Raw genomic sequence first — 17,781 nt, 5'->3', positions numbered from 1 at the left:
GAGCGGCCCGGGACCACGGCGCGGGCGCGACACACCCCGGCGCGGGCGGGCCCGGAAACGCTACGCTCGCCTGCGTGGCGACCTCCGACTCCAACACCTGCAACTTCCCCGGCTGCGACCGCCCGGTGCCCCGGGCCTCCTCCCCCGGGCGGCCTCCCCAGTACTGCGACCTGCCCGAGCACACCCGGTGGCGGGCCTGGAAGGAGCGTCAGCGCCAGGCCCAGGAGTCCGAGCGGCAGGAGGCCGAGGCGCGCGCCTCCCGGGAGCCGGCCGGCCCGGCCGCCCCGGGGTTCGCCTCGACCGAGCCGGTGACGGCGGCCCGGCTGCGCGCCGACGACCTGCTGACCCGGTTCGCCGTGCAGAGCGAGCAGCTCACCGAGACGCTGCGGGCCGCCACCGAGGCGTTCACGACGATGACCGACCCGGCCGCGGCCGAGGCCCAGGTGGAGGCGGCCCGGCTGGCGGGGGCCCGGCACGCCGCCGAGGCCGACGCGGCCCGGCTGGAGGCGGAGAACCGCCGCCGCGAGGCGGAGTCGGCCCGCCGGGCGGCGGAGGAGGCGGCGGCCTCGGCGATCGCCGCCACCGCCGAGGCGGAGCGCATGGCCGAGGAGGCGCTGGCCCGCCGGGACGAGGCTCAAAGCGCGCGCGAGGAGGCCGAGCGGGAGGCGCGGACCGCCCTGATGGAGCGCGACGCCGCCGTCGCGGAGGCCAACGCGGGCCTGGCCGACGCCGAACGCCGCCTGTCCGAGCAGCGCGAGGAGGCCGGGCGCGAGCGCGCCGACGCCGCCCGGCGGCTGCAGCACGCGCACGCCGAGGCCGAGGGGCTGCGGGCGGAGACCGCCGAGCACTCCCGCAAGCGCGAGGAGGCGCTGGCCGCCGCCCGCGGTGAGCGTGAACGGGCCGAGCGCGCCGAAGAGAGCGCACGCCGGGCGGAGGAGGCGCTGGCCGCCGAGCGCGAGCGCTCCCAGGCGGAGCTCGGCCGGATCGAGCGGTCGCTGGAGGCCGAGCGCTCGGCGGCGGTGGCCGAGCGGGAGCGGCTCACCGCCGAACTGGAGCGCTCGGTGGCCGAGCGGGACCGCCTGACCGGGGAGTTGGCGGCGCAGCGGCGCGCGGCCGAGCTGACTTTGGCCGAGTCCCGCGAGGCCGCGGCCGCCCGCCTGGCCCTGGCGGAGGAGGCCCGGGACCGCGCCCTGGAGCGGGCGCAGCGCGCCGAGGCCGAGCGCGACGAGGCACTGGCCCGCCCCGCGGAGTCCGCCCCCTCCCAGGGGTGACCGGACACCGGCGCACCGCCGGGACGCCGCGGGCGGCGCCCGCGCGCGGGCTCGGTCCCGTGCCGCCGCTCCCGCCGGCCGCGTACACGTGTGCAGGGGCGGGGGTCACGATGATGCGCATCAGGGCGCCTCGGGCGGGCCGCATGCACGCGCGCGGGGCAGGGCCGGGCGGCCCGGCGGCGGTCCACCGGGACGGCGGGGCCGTGCCGGGGGTGTCCGAAGACACCCCGCACCGTGCGGGCGGCCACCCCCGCAGCGTTGGGGCAGATCAGCGGACCGGCCGACCGGCCCGATGGCGCCCGGGACACCCGGCTGCGGCCGGAGGGTGGCCCACGACACCGGCGCGAGGCCGAACCCGGGCGCGGGGGCCGCGCGTCCCCTGGGACATGAGTACCGATTCGTCCCGGTCTAGGATGGGGCACGTGCGAGATCTGGGAACCACGGGCGATACCGGACCCCTCGACGTGGGCGACACCTCGCACCCGGGCCCCCGGCGCGTCGCCGTCGGCGAGCGCCCCCGGCCGCGGGTGGACCTGCGCGCCGTCTTCGGGCTGGAATCGGGTACCTGGGCCTGGACCACCGCGGCGCAGGCCGCGATCGCCATGACCGTCTCCTTCGCGCTGGCCGCGTGGCTGTTCGGCCCGCAGGTCGCCACCCTGGCGGCGATGGGCTCCATGACGGTCCTGTACGAGAAGAAGACCCCCTACGCCTACCGGGCGGCCGCGCTCGCCCTGGTCGGGGTGGGGTTCGTGATCAGCGTGTCCCTGGGCTCGCTGGCCTCGGCCCTGTCCCCGTGGGCGGCGGTGTTCTCCATCGGGCTGACCGCCGGCCTGGCCACCTGGGTCTGCGCGGCCTGGCGGGTGGACAAGCCCGGACCCATGTTCTTCGTGCTGGTCGGCGCGATCTCCACCATCGTCCCCGGCGGTCTGGCCGACGTCCCCCTGCACGCGGCCATCGCCGCGTCCGGCGCGGCGGTGGGCTGGGCGGTGTCCATGTCGGGCGTCTTCGTGCGCGCCCGCCAGCCCGAGCGACAGGCGGTCGCCGGGGCGTACCGCAAGCTCGCGGTGCTGCTGCGGGCGGTGGGCACCCCCGAGCTCGACCACGCCCAGCACGACGCCTCGGTCGCGGTCGCCGACGCCTGGCGGCTGGTGCTGCTGGCGCAGACCCGCGGCTACCGCACCAGCGACGAGGCGGCCCGGCTGCGCTCCCTGCTGCGCTGGGTCTCCGACATCCACCTGGCCACCACGCAGGTGTGCATGGCCCGGCCCACACCGCTGCCGCCCGAGGCCGCCGCGTTCGCCGAGCGGATGGCGGCCGCGGTCGCCGCCCCGGAGAAGGCGCCCGACCCGGCCGACCTGGACGGGCTGCGCCGGGGCATGCGCCCGCGCTCCCTGGAGGCGCGCCTGTACGGGCTGATGGCCCGGGCCGCCACCGCCGCGCGCCGCGACGCGGGCGGGCCCGACGACGACGAGCGCGCCCGGAACCTGCACGACGAGCGCTACCCGGCGCTGTGGGGCGCGCTGCGCTCCAGCCTCAGCCAGGATTCGCTGATCCGGCCCACCGCCCTGCGCATGTGGATCACGGTGACGGCGGCGGGCGCGCTGGCCCTGGCCTCGGGCCTGGAGAACTCCTACTGGGTGGGCATCACCACCACGGCCGTGCTGCAGGGCGGCAACGTGGTGCTGACCCTCAACCGGTCGGTCCAGCGGTCGCTGGGCACCCTGGTCGGCGTGGTCATCGGGGCGCTGCTGATCGCCGCGAACCCGCCGCTGGCCGGGGTCATCGTTCTGGCGGGACTGTTCCAGGGCGCCGCCCAGCTGGTGATCGGCCGCAACTTCTTCTACGGCTCGGTGCTGCTCACCCCGATGGCGCTGCTGCTGTCGTACACGGCGGCGCCGCACCCCATCACCGAGCTGGCCGAGACCCGCATCATCGACACCGTGGTGGGGTCGCTGGTGGGCCTGGCCGGGGCGATGCTGCTGTGGCGGGGCGCGTCGGCGACGCGGCTGCCGCAGTCGATCGTCGGTGTGCTGGAGGAGGCCCGGCGCGCCATGGCGGCGGTGCTGGACCAGGACACCGTGATCGACGGGCGGCTCCGCTACGAGCTGCGGCGGGACATGCGGGCGGCGCTGGTGAGCCTGCGCGGGGTCTACGAGAGCGCCATCGGCGACGTGCCGCGCGCCGCCTCCACACAGCCGCTGTGGCCGGTGGTGGTGGCCACCCAGCGCACCGGGTACCTGGCGCTGTCGGCGCTGGCCCTGGAGAACCCGGAGCCGGTGGGGACGATCACCCTGCAGCGGGTGGACCTGGCGTTCCGCGAGCTGATCTCGGCGATGGAGGAGCGGCGCACTCCGCGCCTGGGCGCGCTGCCCCGGCTGCCCGCCCATCCGCGGATCAACATGGAGCTGCGCGCCCTGTCGACGGCCATGGCGGGCGCGGTCGCCCAGGACGAGCGGGCGGCGCGGCTGGAGGCCGAGAAGCGGGCCGAGCTGGAGCGGCGCCGGGCCCAGGGGGACCTCGACGCCGACCTGTGAGGCGGGGCGGCCGCCGGGCCCGGGGCGGCCGTCCCCCGGCTCAGTCGACCAGGGCGAACGCGCGGACGGGGAAGGCCGCCAGTCCGCGCACCTTGGCGGGGACCGCGAAGAACCGGAAGCCCTCGGCGGGCAGCTCGCCGAGCAGGCACAGGTGGGAGACCACGGGGATGCCCGCGGCCAGCAGGACCGCCCGTACCGGGCGGGCCCCCTCCGCGGCCGGGGAGGTGTCGTCCACGCCCACGGAGTCGATGCCGACCAGGACCGCCCCGGCCTCGACCAGGGTCTTGGCCGCGGCCTCGGTCAGGTGGGGGTGGTCGTGGTCTCCGTAGGACTCGGTGCGCCAGTGGCGGTCCCAGCCGGTGCGGACGAGCACGGCCCGGCCGCGCAGGTCCAGGCCGGCGAACGCCTCCGGGCCGATCTGGCGGGCGCCGGCCGCGTCGACGACCACGCCGGGCAGGTCGGCCACCCGGTCCAGGTCGAGGTCGGCCAGGTCCGCGCCGTCGCGGTAGCGGTGGGCGGGCATCTCCACGTAGGTGCCGGTGGCACCGGCCATCGTGACCCCGCCCCCGTCGCCGTGGGCGGCCGAGCCCTCGGTGATGTGCGGTTCAGGGAGACCGGGGCGGGTGGTCATCCCGTCGGTGATCTGGTGGCTGACGTCGACCGGTTTGGACATGGCTGTTTCCTCGCTTCACGAGCGTGTCCGGTGCGCGACCCCCGGGCTGCACCAGAGGTCTAGACCATGAGCCTAGCGTGTGTGACCCACGCCACCATCTTGCTGTTCCGGGTGCCCGCCGGGAACCCCCCGGAGGCGTTCGCCCCGCCTCGGCCCGGCGGTCCGCTCCGCGGGCCCGGTAAGGTCGGTGAACGCGGCGGCGCCGTGGAGATCCCCGCCACCGCGAACCCGCATCACGCACGGAGAAGGGTCCACTTCATGGTGTCACTGTACGGAGCGGCCAAGGCCGTCGTCGCGCCCGCGACCCGCATGATGTGGCCCGTGAAGGCCGAGGGCGCCCACCACGTCCCCCGCAGGGGCGGGCTGATCCTGGCCGCCAACCACCTGGCGCTCATCGACCCGCTGTTCATCGGCGTCGCCTGCCCGCGGCCGGTGCGGTTCATCGCCAAGCAGGAGCTGTTCGACGAGGGCACGCTGCCGCGCCGGACGTTCGCGCGCGTCCTGCGCGGCCTCGGCCAGCTGTCGGTGGACCGCCGCCCGGGGCAGAGCGCCCAGGAGGCCATGGACAACAGCCTGGAGGTGCTGGAGCGCGGCGAGGTCTTCGGGATCTTCCCCGAGGGCACCCGCTCACCGGACGGCCGCCTGTACAAGGGGCAGACCGGCCTGGCCTGGCTGGCGCTGACGACCGGCGTCCCGGTGGTGCCGGTGGCGCTGGCCGGGACCGAGCGGATCCTGCCGCAGGGGCGGAAGGTGCCCTCGTTCAACCGGGTGGGCGTGCGCTTCGGGGAGCCCGTGGACCTGTCCCCGTGGAAGGGCCGGGCGGACCGGGCCAAGCCCCGCAGAGAGGCCACCGACGCCATCATGGAGGCGATCGCCAAGCTGTCCGGGCAGGAGCGGGTCGCGCGCTACGCGGCCTCGGTCAAGGCCGAACTGGGACAGGGCGGCCCGCGCGGGTGACTTTCACCACAGTGAACTCGGGGCTGATTCGCCCTTGACGGAGCGTTGACCCTTGATCGAGGGGTGCGGAACGACGCCTTCGCGCGCGCCGCGACCCCCACCCCAACTGGGATGCCGGGCTCACCGAGGTGCCGAGGGGCCACCCGGGTCCGGAGCCGCACCCCGGGAACGGGGGCACAATTCCCCACCAGTACAGTGGGAATTACCGGTGTCGACACCGGATAGATTAGGCAAGCCTTACTTTAGATGGCGTCCGACCCCTGGCGCGAAGACTTGGAGCTGTGCGATGACGCGACCCCTGCGAGTGGGAATCGTTGGTGCCGGTCCGGCGGGAATCTACGCCGCCGACCTGCTCACCAAGGACGAGACCCTGTCCGCGTGCGGCACGTCCGTCAGCATCGACATCCTCGACAAGCTGCCCTCCCCCTACGGCCTGGTCCGCTACGGCGTCGCCCCGGACCACCCCCGGATCAAGCAGATCCAGGGAGCCCTGCACAAGATCCTCGACAAGCCCGAGATCACCTTCTACGGCAACGTCGAGTACGGGCGGGACCTCAAGCTCGACGACCTGCGCAGGCACTACGACGCGGTCATCTTCTCCACCGGCAGCGACCGCGACCGCCCCCTGGACATCCCCGGCATCGACCTGCCGGGAAGCCACGGGGCCGCCGACTTCGTCTTCTGGTACGACTCCCACCCCGACGTCTCGCCGTCCTGGCACGTCGAGGGCACCAGCGTCGCCGTGATCGGCGCGGGCAACGTCGCCGTCGACGTGGCCCGCATCCTCGCCAAGAACGCCGACGACCTGCTCGAGACCGACATCACCGACAACGTGTACGAGGGCCTGCGCGCCAAGCAGATCACCGACGTGCACGTCTTCGCCCGCCGCGGCATCGCCCAGTGCAAGGCCACCCCGATGGAGCTGCGCGAGCTCGACAAGCAGCCCGGGGTCGAGGTCATCGTCTACCCCGAGGACTTCGAGATGGACGAGGGCAGCCTCCAGGCGTGCGAGGACTCCAACCAGACCAAGACCAACGTCAAGGTGCTCCAGAACTGGGCGCTGCGCGACCCGCGCGGTGAGGACGTCCGCCTGCACCTGCACTTCCTGCACTCGCCTGTGGCGGTGCTCGGCGAGGACCGGGTCACCGGTTTCCGCACCGAGCGCATGGAGCTCACCGGCGACGGCGGGGTCAAGGGCACCGGCGAGTTCGTGGACCACGAGGTCCAGGCCGTCTACCGGGCCATCGGCTACCTGGGCTCGCCCCTGGCCGACCTGCCCTTCGACGAGGAGAACGGCGTCGTCCCCAACCGCGAGGGCCGGGTCCTGGACCTGGACGACAACCACATCCCGGGGGTCTACGCCACCGGGTGGATCAAGCGCGGACCGGTGGGCCTGATCGGCCACACCAAGGGCGACGCCCTGGAGACCGTCACCAACCTGGTCTCCGACCGCGAGTCGTTCACCCCGGCCGCCGAGCCGGACCCGGTCGCGTTCCGGGCCCTGCTCGAGGAGCGCGGCGTGGAGTACACGACCTGGGAGGGCTGGCAGCGGATCGAGGCCCGGGAAGAGGAGCTGGGGGCCGAGCGCGGCCGCAAGCGCCTCAAGCTGCTCACCCGTGAGGAACAGACCACGGTCGCGCGCCAGGGCTGACCCCGCGCGAACGTCCCGGCCGGCCCCGCGCCCCTCTGCGGGGCCGGCACCCTATTCCCACCCGCAAAGGGTTCCCCACCGTGAGATTGCGCATGCGACTCGCCGGGGGAACATGGAACAACGGCCCGGTTCCATGGGTTAGAGTCACTGTTGGTCGGTGTGGTAGCAAGTGTCCCCCGGGCCTCAACTATTGCCTTCGCGGAATACCGCGTACGGCCCCCGCCAGGGGAGACCGTACGGTCCGGAGCCCCGTTGTGCCCCGCGCCGAGAGGCGACCGCCATGCCGACCATCAGTCTCGTGCCCCGCTCCCACCGAGGTGGGAGCGGGGCATCTTGGTATTCTCCCCGAAAAACGACGAAGGACGGTCAGGCGTGGACGAACGGTCCCCCCGACAACCGGATTCCTCCGGGCCGCCCGAGGAGTCGGGCGACACCCCGACCCGAGGCGTTCGCCCGGAGAACCCCTATCGCATTCCGCAGCGGCCCCCGGCCCCGGGCGGGACGGCCGCCGGTGGCCCGTCCGACCGTCCTGAGAGCTGGGACATCCCGTACCCGGCCGCCCAGGGCCCCACCGGCGAGTGGACGCCCCCTCGTCCCGAGGAGACCCCTCCCACGGACACCTGGAAGGACTGGCAGGCCCCGAGCGAGGAGCCCGAGGCCGCACCCGACCGGGACGCCGACGGCCCGGAACGGGCCACCGCCGCATGGGACGCCCCCGGCGGCGCGCCCGCACCGGAGGAGCGGCCCACCGGGGCCCACCGGAGTGCCGGCCCCGCCACGGACGGCGGCGATCAGGGCGACGCCTGGGGCGAGCAGCCGCCGGGAGCCCACCGGAGTGCCGGCCCCTCCTGGGACGACCGTCCCGGCGCCACGCCCGCGACGGGTGACTCCTGGGACGGCGGCGACCAGAGCAACTCTTGGGACGACACCGACAGCGGCCCGCAGCAGGCCGCCGCTGGGTGGGGCGAACGCCCCGGCGACGCACCCGCATGGGGAGAACAACCCGGCGACACACGCGGCACGAACGACGGCTGGAACGCCCAGAGCGGCCCCCAGCAGACCGGCGCTGCGTGGAGCGACTCCGGCGATGCGCCCGGATGGGGCGAGCAGCCCGGCAACGCGCGCGGGTCGGACAACACCTGGGACGACAGCGACCAGGGCAACTCCTGGGGCGCCAGCAACAGCGGCCCGCAGCAGACCGCCGCGGGGTGGGGCGAACAGCCCGCCAACGCGCGTGGATCGAACGACACCTGGGATGACACCAACAGCGGTCCGCAGCAGACCGCCACCGGGTGGGGCGAGCAACCCGGCAACGCGCGCGGCGCGAACGACGGCTGGAACGCCCAGAGCGGCCCGCAGCAGACCGGCGCCGCGTGGAGCGGCTCCGGCGACGCACCCGGATGGGGCGAACAGCCCGCCAACACACGTGGGTCGGACAACACCTGGGACGGCAGCGACCAGGGCGACTCCTGGGGCGACAGCAACAGCGGCCCGCAGCAGGCCGCTGCTGCATGGAGCGGCTCCGGCAGCAACGAAGCACCCGCTTGGGGCGAACAGCCCGGCAACGCGCGCGGGTCGAACGACACCTGGGGCGAGACCCACAGTGGTCCCCAGCAGGCCGCCGCTGGGTGGGGCGAACGGCCCGGCGACGCGCGCAGCGCGAACGGCGGCGGGGACGCCCAGAGCGGCCCGCAGCAGACCGGCGCCGCGTGGAGCGGCTCCGGCGACGCGCCCGGGTGGGGCGAGCAGCCCCCGGGGGCGGGCGGCATGGGGCCGCGGCCGGCGGAGCCCGGGCACGGGGACCGGTGGAACGGACCGCAGCAGGGCGCCGGCGACGGCCACGGCGCCCCCCCGCCGGGCCCCGGCGGGCCGCGCGACGGCTGGGACGACTGGGACGGCGAGCCGCGGGACGCGGAGTCCGCCCCCCGCGGCGACGGCTTCGAGTACCTCTACCACGGCAACGCCGCCGCGCCGCCGGAGCAGCCCGACCAACAGCCGCGCAAGTCCAGGCGCGGCCTGGTCATCGGCCTGATCGCCGCGGGCGTGGTGCTGGCGCTGATCGGCGGCGGCGTCTCCTGGTACGTGCTCACCCTCCCGCAGCCCGAGGAGGCGGTCGAGGAGTACGCGGCCGCCTGGGAGGCGCAGGACTACGAGCGCCTGGCCGCCGTCACCACCGGCGGTGGCGCCGCCGAGGTCCTCGGCGGCATCGCCTCCGGGATCGGGGTGGAGAGCGTCGACGTCACCGTGGGCGAGCCCACCGCCGACGGCGGCACCGGCACCGCCTCCTACGAGGTGGCCGTCGGCCTGTCCAACGCCGGCGACTGGGGCTGGGAGGGCGAACTCCCCCTGGTCCGCCAGGACGGCGAGTGGCTGGTGGACTTCTCCCCCGAGGTGGCGTTCCCCGGCCTGGCCGAGGGCCAGACCCTGGCCCGCACCGCGGTGTGGGGCGAGCGGGGCCAGATCCTCGCCGCCGACGGCACCCGCCTGGACACCCCGGACATCTCCGGCTCGCTGCAGATGATCGTCGGCGGCATGGGCGAGGCCACCGAGGAGGACATCGAGCGGCTGGGCCCCGCCTACCGGGTCGGCGACACCGTCGGTACCAGCGGGCTGCAGCGCACCTACGAGGAGCGGCTGGCCGGACAGGCCGCCACCACCATCGTCATGGTGGACGCCGGCACCGAGGCCGACGCCGTGGAGGCGACCGACGAGAACACCGTCGCCAGCCTGGACGGCGCCCCCGGTGAGAACGTCGTCACCAGCATCGACATGGCGGTGCAGAACGCGGCCGCCAACGCCATCATCGACTCCGACGACCCGGCGGGCATGGTGGCGATCCGGCCGTCCACGGGCGAGATCCTCGCCGCGGTGAACGTCCCCGGCGGGTTCAACCGGGCCTTCGAGGGCCGCTACCCGCCCGGCTCCACGTTCAAGGTCGTCAGCTACAACGCGCTGCTGGACGGCGGCCTGACCATGGACACCCAGTTCCAGTGCCCCAAGGAGTACAACCCGGGCGGCTGGGAGTTCACGAACGCGGGCGGCGCCGAGTACGGCGCGCAGACGATGACCCAGGCGTTCGCGACCTCCTGCAACACCGCCCTGGTCCAGGCGGCCGTCGACAACATCGACGCCAACACCCTGCTGGCCAGCGCCGAGCTGTTCGGGATGAACGCCCCGATGGACATCGGCGTCCCGACCTTCGAGCCGGTCTACCCGCTCTCCGAGGGCGCCGTCATGCTGGGCGCCCAGGCGATCGGCCAGGGCCAGGTCGAGACCTCGGCGCTGCACATGGCCACGGTCCCGGCCGCGGTCGCCGACGGCAACTGGCGGCCCCCGCTGCTGGTGACCGAGCCGGCCGCCGAGGCCCCGGCCGAGCCGCGCCCGATCCCCAACGCCGAGGCCCTGCGCACCATGATGCGCGCGGTCATCACCGAGGGCACCGCCGAGAACCTGCCCTTCCAGGGCGAGGTCTACGGCAAGACGGGCACGGCCGAGTTCGGCACCGCCGAGGGCGAGGACGAGGAGCTGCCCAGCCACGCGTGGATGGTCGGCTTCAAGGGCGACGTCGCGTTCGCCGTGGTGGTGGAGGGCGGCGGCGGCGGTTCCTCCGTCGCCGGCCCGATCGCCGCGAAGTTCACGAACGCGCTGTGACGCGCGACGGCGGGCGGCCTCGGCCGCCCGCCGTTCAGCGGCCCTCGTCGGCGGGCTGCAGGGTCTGCGCGGGTGCCGGCGCGGACGGCTGCTCGACGGGCTGCGGCGCGCCGGGTGTGAGGACGAACAGCAGGACCAGGAGTCCGGCGGTGACGGCCGCGATCAGGCCGCAGGCCACCCAGGGCTTCCAGCCGCTCAGGCCGGGTTCGGCGGGCGCGTCGGGGTCCCCGAAGGAATCCAGGCGTTCGGCGAGCTCGGGATCCTCCTCGCCGAGCCGCCTCTCGATCTCCTCGAGGATTCTCCGCTCGTGCTCTCTCAGGGACATGGCGCACCCTCCTTCAGCGGCCGGGGGAAGGTCTACTATCGCCACCGGGTGTCCTACAGTCTCCCCAGCGGAGCGCGAGGATATCCCCGGCTTCCGCGGGTTTTCCCGGCCGTTCCGGACCCCCGCAGGTCACCGCCGCCCGGCGTCCCGACACGGGGGAACGGCGTCCCGCGCAGCGGTCATCCGGGGTAGCACTCGGCCTCCGCGGCCTTGACCCCGGCCCAGACGGTGCCGCCGCGGACGAGCCCCAGCTCGGCCAGTGCGGCCGGGCTGATGTCGGCGGCCAGGTCGAGCGCTCCGGTCAGGTGTACCCGCACCTGGTCGCCGAACCGCTCCACCCCGTCCACGGTCAGCTCCCACAGGTTGCGCGGGCTGCCGTCGGGGCGCCGCCGGTACAGGGCGACGGCCCGGGGCGGGAACGCCACCAGCGCGGAGCCGCTGTGCGCCTCGTGCACCTCCACCACCGCTCCGCCGTCCAACAGGACGGCGGTGCCGTCGGCCCGCCCGCGGAACAGGTTGAGCCCCACCAGCCGCGCCACGTAGGGGGTCCGGGGGCGGCGGGCCACCTCGGCGGGCGCCCCCTCCTGGACCACCCGGCCGCCCTCGACGACGGCGATGCGGTCGGCCAGCACCATGGCGTCCAGCGGGTCGTGGGTGACCAGCACCGTCGCCCCGTCGAACTCCTCCAGCAGGCGGCGCAGCCGTCCCCGCACGCGGACGCGGGTGCTCACGTCCAGGGCGGCCATGGGCTCGTCCAGCAGCAGCAGGCGCGGGCGCACCGCCAGCGCGCGGGCCAGCGCCACGCGCTGGGCCTGCCCCCCGGACAGGTTCCGGGGCCGCGCGCGGGCGTACCCGGCCAGGTCCATGTGGTCGAGCAGCTCGGCGGCGCGGGCGCGGGCGTCGGCCTTGGACGCCCCCTGGCAGCGCGGCCCGAACGCGACGTTGTCCAGCGCGCTCATGTGCTGGAACAGCAGGTAGTCCTGGAACACCATGCCGACGGGCCGCCGCTCCACGGGGGTGCGCGTGTGGTCGTCCCCGTCCACTCGCACGTGCCCGCCGTTGAGCGGCAGCAGTCCGGCCAGGGCTCGCAGCGCCGAGGACTTGCCCGCCCCGTTGGGGCCGAGCAGGGCCAGCACCTCTCCGGCCGCCACGGACAGGGCGACGTCCAGTTCGAAGTCGCCCCGGCGCAGCCGGAGGTCGGCAGAGAGCACGCTCACGCGGCGTTCACCCATTTCTCGCGCAGGGTGGCCAGCACGGCCAGGGACACCAGGAGCAGGACGAGGCTGAGCACGATCGCGGCCTCGGGGTCGCGCTGCATGGCCATGTAGACGGCCAGCGGCATGGTCTGGGTGGTGCCGGGGAAGTTGCCGGCGAAGGTGATGGTGGCGCCGAACTCGCCCAGGGCGCGGGCCCAGCACAGGATCGCCCCGGCGCCGATGCCGGGCAGCACCATGGGCAGGGTGACGCGGGTGAACACGGTGACCCGCCCGGCACCCAGGGTCGCCGCGGCCTCCTCGTAGCGGCGGTCGGCCCCGCGCAGCGCCCCCTCGACGCTGATGACCAGGAACGGCATGGCGACGAACACCTGGGCCAGGACCACGGCGGCGGACGTGAAGGGGACGGTGATCCCGAACCACGCGTCCAGGTAGCGCCCGAGCAGGCCGTTGCGGCCGAGCACGAGCAGCAGCGCGACGCCGCCGACCACGGGCGGGATGACCAGGGGCACGGTGACCAGGGCGCGCACGATCCGCCGCCCGGGGAAGTCGGTGCGGGCCAGCAGCCAGGCCAGCGGGACCCCCAGGACCAGGCAGAGGGCGGTGGCGACGGTGGCGGTGGACAGCGACAGCCACAGCGCGGCCAGCACCTCGGGTTCGGTGACCCGGCGGCCCATGTCGTGCCAGGGCGCGCGCACGACCAGCCCGAGCAGAGGCAGGACGAGGAAGGCGACGCCCGCGAGGGCGGGCAGGACCAGCGGCCAGGGCGGCCTGCCGGACCGGGCCCGCAGGGCGGGCCCGGTCCGCGCGGAGCCGCGGGTCACGGGGTGCCGAACCCGGCGTCGGCGAGGGCGGCGGCGCCGGTCTCGGACAGCACGAGGTCGATCCAGGCGGCGGCCAGGTCCGGGGCGGGCGCGTCGGCCAGCAGGGCGATCGGGTAGTCGTTGACGGCCGCGTCCGCCTCGGGGAAGGCGATGCCGGTGACGGCCTCCCCGGCGGCGATCACATCGGTCCGGTAGACGAGTCCGGCGTCGACCTCGCCCAGTTCGACCTTGGTCAGCACCGCGCGGACATCCTCCTCGTAGGTGACGGGGGTGACGTCGAGCCCTGCGGCGTCCAGCGCGGTCGCCGTGGCCGCGCCGCACGGGACCTCCGGTGCGCAGAACGCCGCGGAGACGCCGTCCCGCGCGAGGTCGTCCAGGCCCTCGATCCCGGCGGGGTTGTCGGCGGGCACGGCGATCTGGAGGGTGTTGGTGGCGAAGACCGCGCCGTCGCCGTGTTCGTCCGCCCACTCCCGGTCCAGGCCCTCCCCCTCGGCGACCTGCGCCATGGTGTCGGTGTTCGCGGCCGCGAACACGTCCGCGGGCGCGCCGGAGCCGATCTGGGCGGCCAGCTCGCTGCTGCCCGCGAAGTTGAAGACGACCTCCGTCCCGGGGTTGTCCGCCTCGAACTCCTCGGCCAGGGACTCGAAGACGTCGGTGAGGGAGGCGGCGGCGAAGACGGTCAGCTCGCCGGCGGGGCCCCCGGCGTCCGGGCCCGCCGGTCCGGGCCCGGTGTCGCGGTCCGCGCAGGCGGTGAGGGCGAGGGCCGCCGCGGCCAGCGCCGCGACGAGCCGCAGGGGGGTGTCACGCATGGCGGTCTCCGCTCGTCTCGACGATCACGTTCGTGGACTTGACCACGGCCGTGGCGGTGGCGCCGACCTCCAGGCCGAGTTCGTCGGCGGCCTCGCGGCTCATCAGCGAGACGATGCGGTGCGGCCCCGCCTGGACCTCCACCTGCGCCATGACGGTGTCGCGGACGATCCCGGTGACCAGTCCGTGGAAGCGGTTGCGCGCGGAGGAACGGTGGCGGTCGGGGTCCTGGTGGGACCCCTCGCGCATGAAGGCGGCCAGGTCGGCCCCGTCGAGGAGGCGGCGGCCGGAGGCGTCGCGGGAGGCGCCGAGGCGGCCGGCGTCGACCCAGCGGCGCACGGTGTCGGCGCTGACGCCGAGCAGTTCGGCGGCCTCGCTGATCTGGAAGGTGGGCATGGGAGCAATCTACCGCTCGCAGATGCGAGGGTGGCAGCCCCTCAAGGCTGGCGGATCACAACTTTTTCGCGCCGAAAGGGCCGCATTCGTCGGATGATCGTCCGAACGGTGCCCGCGCGGGGGACTCCCCCGGGCAGGGCCGCGGCCGCCCGGGGCGGGCGCTCCGGGACACGGCGCGGCCCCGGTCCGCAGGGGGCCGGGGCCGCGTCCGGTACCGGTCAGCCGCGGGGGGCGGCGATCTCGCCGACCGGCCCCTGGGCCCGGTAGTCGTCCAGGGCGGTGACCGCGTACACCGTGTCGTCCCCCGCACCGGTGTCGTCGAACGAGGTGCCGCCGGTCACGCCGACGAGGTTCTCCGGGGTGAGCGCCTCGCAGGCCGTCTCGTCCCCGGCCTCGGCCGCCTCGGCGGGCAGCCGGTACACGGCGTAGAAGCGGGCGCCCTCGGCCTCCTCCCAGGACACCTCGACCCCGTGCTCGCCGGCGCGGGCCGAGACCCCGGCCACGGCACCGACCCGGGCCTCCTCCTCGCCGGAGTCGGTCCGCGGCGGCAGGGCCGGCTCGGCGTAGTGGCCGCCGAGCAGGTCGTCCACCGCGTCCGGGTTCTCGCGCAGGCTCTTGATGGAGAAGTAGATGTCGCCGCCGACCCCCTCCAGCCCGCCGGAGTAGTCGAGCTGGCTGGAGAGCGCGTCGTCGGAGGTCCACCCGTCCTCGCCCAGGCGGTAGGCGGCCTGGCCGATGTACAGGTCCACGCCGGTGCCCTCGACCTCGTCCGCCCACCAGTCGGTGAGCGCCTCGTAGTCGGCGGTGCCGAACCCGCGCTCCCAGTACAGCTGGGGGGCGACGTAGTCGACGGTGCCCTCCTGGATCCAGGTGCGGGTGTCGGCGTACTGGGCGTCGTAGGACTGCAGGCCGGAGCTGGGCGACCCGCTGGGGTCGGTGCTCTGGTTGCGCCAGATGCCGAACGGGGAGACGCCGAAGCTCACCCACGGCTCGGTCTCCTGGATGGCGCCGTGCACGTCGCGCATGAGCTGGTCGACGTTGTCGCGGCGCCAGTCGTCGCGGTCGTCGAAGTCCCCGCCGTGCGCCTCCCAGGAGGCGTCGTCGTCGAACTCCTCGCCGTCCTTGGGGTAGGGGTAGAAGAAGTCGTCGAAGTGGACGCCGTCGATGTCGTAGCGCTCGACCACGTCCATGATCACGCCGGTGACCCAGGCCCGCACCTCGGGGTTGCCGGGGTCCACGTAGGCCTCGTCGCCGTAGTCCACCAGCCATTCGGGGTTCTGCTTCACCGGGTGGTCGTCCACCAGGTTCTCGATGTCGGGGTCCTGCAGGCCCACCCGGTAGGGGTTGAACCAGGCGTGCAGCTCCAGGCCGCGGGCGTGCGCCTGTTCCACCGCGTACTCCAGCGGGTCGTACCCGGGGTCGCCGCCCTGCTCGCCGGTGAGGTAGCGGGCCCAGGGCTCCTTGTCGGAGGCGTACACGGCGTCGGCGGTGGGCCGCACGTGCAGGAACACGGCGTTGAGGCCCATGGCGACGGCGTCGTCGAGGTAGGCGTCCAGCTCCGCCTGCTGCTCCTCGGCGGACAGGCCGGGCTCAGAGGGCCAGTCGATGTTGCGGACGGTGGTGAGCCAGGCGCCGCGCATCTGCCGCGCGGAGTCGGCCGAGCACAGCGCGTCCGCGGTCCGGACGGTGCCGCCGGTGTCGTTGCGGCTCCCGCTGGCGCCGTCGCCGGGCGCTCCCCCCGGGGCGCCCGCGGCGCATCCGGCGAGCAGGACGGTGGACGCGGCGGCCATGGTCGCCCAGCGCGCGGCGCGCGGTACGGCCACGGTCCGTGCCACAGAACCCTTCAAAGCGATGTCTCCTCTTGGAAGCCGGGGCGGCGCCCGTTCCCCGGAGCGCCGTGCCGTGGACCAGCGTAGAGGACAATGTCAATTTTCGGACACGATTGAGCCAATCTGTGGACAACCTCGCACAAGCCCCGGGAAGGGAACATCGCCCCAGGTCAATGCGGCACCCCGGATCCCCATGGCTCCACCGGCCCCGGGTACGGAAACCGTCGCGGTGCGGGCCCCGTCACGCCGGCAGAGGGGTTGACCCTCCCCTCCCCCGGCCCCCGGTCCGGGCTCGCGAGGGCACCGGGCGACCTAGACTCGGGTGACGTGAACGCCGCTGTGTGCCCTCCCAAGCTCTTCGTCCGGACCGTTCCGCTGCGCGGCGGCGCCGACTCCCTGGTTCGCCGCCTGCCCGCCGGGGCCCCGCTGGCCTGGCTGACCGGCGACGACGGCCTGGTCGGCTGGGGCCGGGCCGCCCACTGGAGCCCGGACGCCGAGCCCGCGGGCACCGAGCCCACCGACACCACCCGGTTCACCGAGGCCGCCCGCTGGCTCAACGGGGTGCTGGAGCGGGCCGTGGTGGAGGACGAGGTCGGCCTGCCGGGCACCGGCGCCGTCGCCTTCGGCACGTTCACCTTCGCCCCCACCTCCACGGGCTCCACCATGGTGGTCCCCCGCGTCCTGCTGGGCCGCCGCGGCGACCGGGCGTGGCTGACCACCGTCACCGACGAGCCCGGCGTCCACCCCGGGGAGCTGCTGTACCCGGCCCCCGCGCCGCGCCCCGTCGGCCCCCTCTCCTGGGACACCGGTGAGCTCACCGCCCGGGAGTGGGGCGGCGTCGTCGCGGACACCGTCGCGCGCATCCGCGCCGGGGAGCTCGACAAGGCGGTGCTGGCCCGCGACCTCGTCGCCCGGGCCGAGGGCCCCATCGACGTGCGCACCCTGCTGGAGCGGCTGCACGCCCGCTACCCGCAGTGCTTCACGTTCTCGGTCGCGGGCATGGTCGGCGCCACCCCCGAACTGCTGCTGCGCCGGGAGGGCGAGGAGCTGTCCTCCCTGGTGCTGGCGGGCACCCGCCCGCGCGGCGCCGACACGGAGGAGGACGAGCGGCTCGCGGAGGAGCTGATGTCCTCGGCCAAGGACGTGGAGGAGCACGGGCTGGCGGTGGACTCCCTGCGCGACGCCCTGGCCCCCCTCGCCGAGGAGCTGGCGGTCCCGGCCTGGCCGCACCTGCTGCGGCTGGCCAACGTCCAGCACTTGGCCACCCGCGCGCACGCCCGGCTGCGGCCGGGGGTGTCGGCGCTGGACGCCGTGGCGGCCCTGCACCCGACCGCCGCCGTGGGCGGCACCCCCACCGCCACCGCGATGCGCCTCATCGACGAGGTGGAGGGCATGGACCGGGGCGGCTACGCGGGACCGGTCGGCTGGGTGGACGGCGCGGGCAACGCCGAATGGGGCATCGCCCTGCGCAGCGCCCACGTGGACGGGGCGACGGCCCGGCTGTTCGCCGGGTGCGGGATCGTCGCCGGGTCCGAGCCGGAGTCGGAGATCGCCGAGACCGAGTCCAAGTTCCGGCCGGTGCGCGAGGCCCTCACCGACGGGTGAGCCGGGCCACGCCCGGCGGCGCGGAACGGGAAACCGGCCCGTAA

Annotated in this window: 13 protein-coding genes; 6 read left to right on the top strand and 7 right to left on the bottom strand. The window is 75.0% G+C overall.

What is annotated here, in order from left to right; genetic code table 11:
- Positions 1–74 precede the first annotated feature (74 nt).
- Together KGD84_RS12500 and KGD84_RS12495 are read left to right on the top strand one after the other, a co-directional pair.
- Complete coding sequence (locus KGD84_RS12500) at positions 75–1,271, top strand: coiled-coil domain-containing protein (RefSeq protein ID WP_220560473.1); 1,197 nt, start codon at positions 75–77, stop codon at positions 1,269–1,271.
- A 413-nt stretch (positions 1,272–1,684) separates the two neighbouring features.
- Positions 1,685–3,805, top strand: a complete 2,121-nt coding sequence (locus KGD84_RS12495) for an FUSC family protein (RefSeq protein ID WP_220560472.1) — start codon at positions 1,685–1,687, stop codon at positions 3,803–3,805.
- A 40-nt stretch (positions 3,806–3,845) separates the two neighbouring features.
- Here KGD84_RS12495 and KGD84_RS12490 read toward each other — a convergent pair whose 3' ends face one another.
- On the bottom strand, positions 3,846–4,478 hold the full coding sequence (locus tag KGD84_RS12490; RefSeq protein ID WP_220560470.1) for a cyclase family protein: 633 nt from the start codon (positions 4,476–4,478) through the stop codon (positions 3,846–3,848).
- A gap of 261 nt (positions 4,479–4,739) precedes the next feature.
- Between KGD84_RS12490 and KGD84_RS12485 the strand changes: the two genes are divergently transcribed.
- From KGD84_RS12485 to KGD84_RS12475, 3 genes are all read left to right on the top strand, one after another.
- On the top strand, positions 4,740–5,435 hold the full coding sequence (locus tag KGD84_RS12485; RefSeq protein WP_220565699.1) for a lysophospholipid acyltransferase family protein: 696 nt from the start codon (positions 4,740–4,742) through the stop codon (positions 5,433–5,435).
- A 304-nt stretch (positions 5,436–5,739) separates the two neighbouring features.
- Positions 5,740–7,086: an FAD-dependent oxidoreductase gene (locus KGD84_RS12480; RefSeq protein WP_220565698.1), complete on the top strand. Its 1,347-nt coding sequence runs from the start codon at positions 5,740–5,742 to the stop codon at positions 7,084–7,086.
- A 372-nt stretch (positions 7,087–7,458) separates the two neighbouring features.
- A complete protein-coding gene (locus KGD84_RS12475; protein ID WP_220560469.1) occupies positions 7,459–10,737 on the top strand; it encodes a penicillin-binding transpeptidase domain-containing protein in 3,279 nt (1,092 codons plus the stop codon).
- A 34-nt stretch (positions 10,738–10,771) separates the two neighbouring features.
- Here KGD84_RS12475 and KGD84_RS12470 read toward each other — a convergent pair whose 3' ends face one another.
- From KGD84_RS12470 to KGD84_RS12445, 6 genes are all read right to left on the bottom strand, one after another.
- The gene (locus KGD84_RS12470; protein ID WP_220560468.1) at positions 10,772–11,062 is read right to left on the bottom strand and encodes a DUF3040 domain-containing protein; all 291 of its coding nucleotides are present in this window, start codon (positions 11,060–11,062) and stop codon (positions 10,772–10,774) included.
- Positions 11,063–11,241: 179 nt separating this feature from the next.
- Positions 11,242–12,294: a sulfate/molybdate ABC transporter ATP-binding protein gene (locus KGD84_RS12465; protein WP_220560467.1), complete on the bottom strand. Its 1,053-nt coding sequence runs from the start codon at positions 12,292–12,294 to the stop codon at positions 11,242–11,244.
- Entirely contained in the window at positions 12,276–13,100 is an 825-nt protein-coding gene (locus tag KGD84_RS12460; protein ID WP_220560466.1) for an ABC transporter permease, read from the bottom strand. The genes KGD84_RS12465 and KGD84_RS12460 overlap by 19 nt, the downstream gene beginning before the upstream one ends.
- Complete coding sequence (gene modA / locus KGD84_RS12455) at positions 13,097–13,909, bottom strand: molybdate ABC transporter substrate-binding protein (protein WP_220560465.1); 813 nt, start codon at positions 13,907–13,909, stop codon at positions 13,097–13,099. The genes KGD84_RS12460 and modA overlap by 4 nt, the downstream gene beginning before the upstream one ends.
- The gene (locus KGD84_RS12450; RefSeq protein WP_220560464.1) at positions 13,902–14,303 is read right to left on the bottom strand and encodes a TOBE domain-containing protein; all 402 of its coding nucleotides are present in this window, start codon (positions 14,301–14,303) and stop codon (positions 13,902–13,904) included. The genes modA and KGD84_RS12450 overlap by 8 nt, the downstream gene beginning before the upstream one ends.
- A gap of 218 nt (positions 14,304–14,521) precedes the next feature.
- On the bottom strand, positions 14,522–16,093 hold the full coding sequence (locus KGD84_RS12445; protein WP_220565697.1) for a glycoside hydrolase family 10-like protein: 1,572 nt from the start codon (positions 16,091–16,093) through the stop codon (positions 14,522–14,524).
- Positions 16,094–16,459: 366 nt separating this feature from the next.
- On the opposite strand from KGD84_RS12445, the gene KGD84_RS12440 reads away from it, so the two are divergent.
- On the top strand, positions 16,460–17,737 hold the full coding sequence (locus KGD84_RS12440; RefSeq protein WP_220560463.1) for an isochorismate synthase: 1,278 nt from the start codon (positions 16,460–16,462) through the stop codon (positions 17,735–17,737).
- Positions 17,738–17,781: the final 44 nt, after the last annotated feature.

Origin of the sequence: Nocardiopsis changdeensis (genome assembly GCF_018316655.1) — a bacterium.
Classification (GTDB): domain Bacteria; phylum Actinomycetota; class Actinomycetes; order Streptosporangiales; family Streptosporangiaceae; genus Nocardiopsis; species Nocardiopsis changdeensis.
The sequence above is the reverse complement of the archived record's forward strand: the minus strand, read 5'-3'. Positions and strand labels throughout refer to the sequence as shown.

What these genes read in the sequence shown, in the direction of transcription:
- KGD84_RS12495 (WP_220560472.1), top strand. Translation starts at nt 1,685, where the DNA reads ATGGGGCACGTGCGAGATCTGGGAACCACGGGCGATACCGGACCCCTC.
- KGD84_RS12490 (WP_220560470.1), bottom strand. Translation starts at nt 4,478, where the DNA reads ATGTCCAAACCGGTCGACGTCAGCCACCAGATCACCGACGGGATGACC.
- KGD84_RS12470 (WP_220560468.1), bottom strand. Translation starts at nt 11,062, where the DNA reads ATGTCCCTGAGAGAGCACGAGCGGAGAATCCTCGAGGAGATCGAGAGG.
- KGD84_RS12465 (WP_220560467.1), bottom strand. Translation starts at nt 12,294, where the DNA reads ATGGGTGAACGCCGCGTGAGCGTGCTCTCTGCCGACCTCCGGCTGCGC.
- modA (WP_220560465.1), bottom strand. Translation starts at nt 13,909, where the DNA reads ATGCGTGACACCCCCCTGCGGCTCGTCGCGGCGCTGGCCGCGGCGGCC.
- KGD84_RS12450 (WP_220560464.1), bottom strand. Translation starts at nt 14,303, where the DNA reads ATGCCCACCTTCCAGATCAGCGAGGCCGCCGAACTGCTCGGCGTCAGC.
- KGD84_RS12445 (WP_220565697.1), bottom strand. Translation starts at nt 16,093, where the DNA reads ATGGCCGCCGCGTCCACCGTCCTGCTCGCCGGATGCGCCGCGGGCGCC.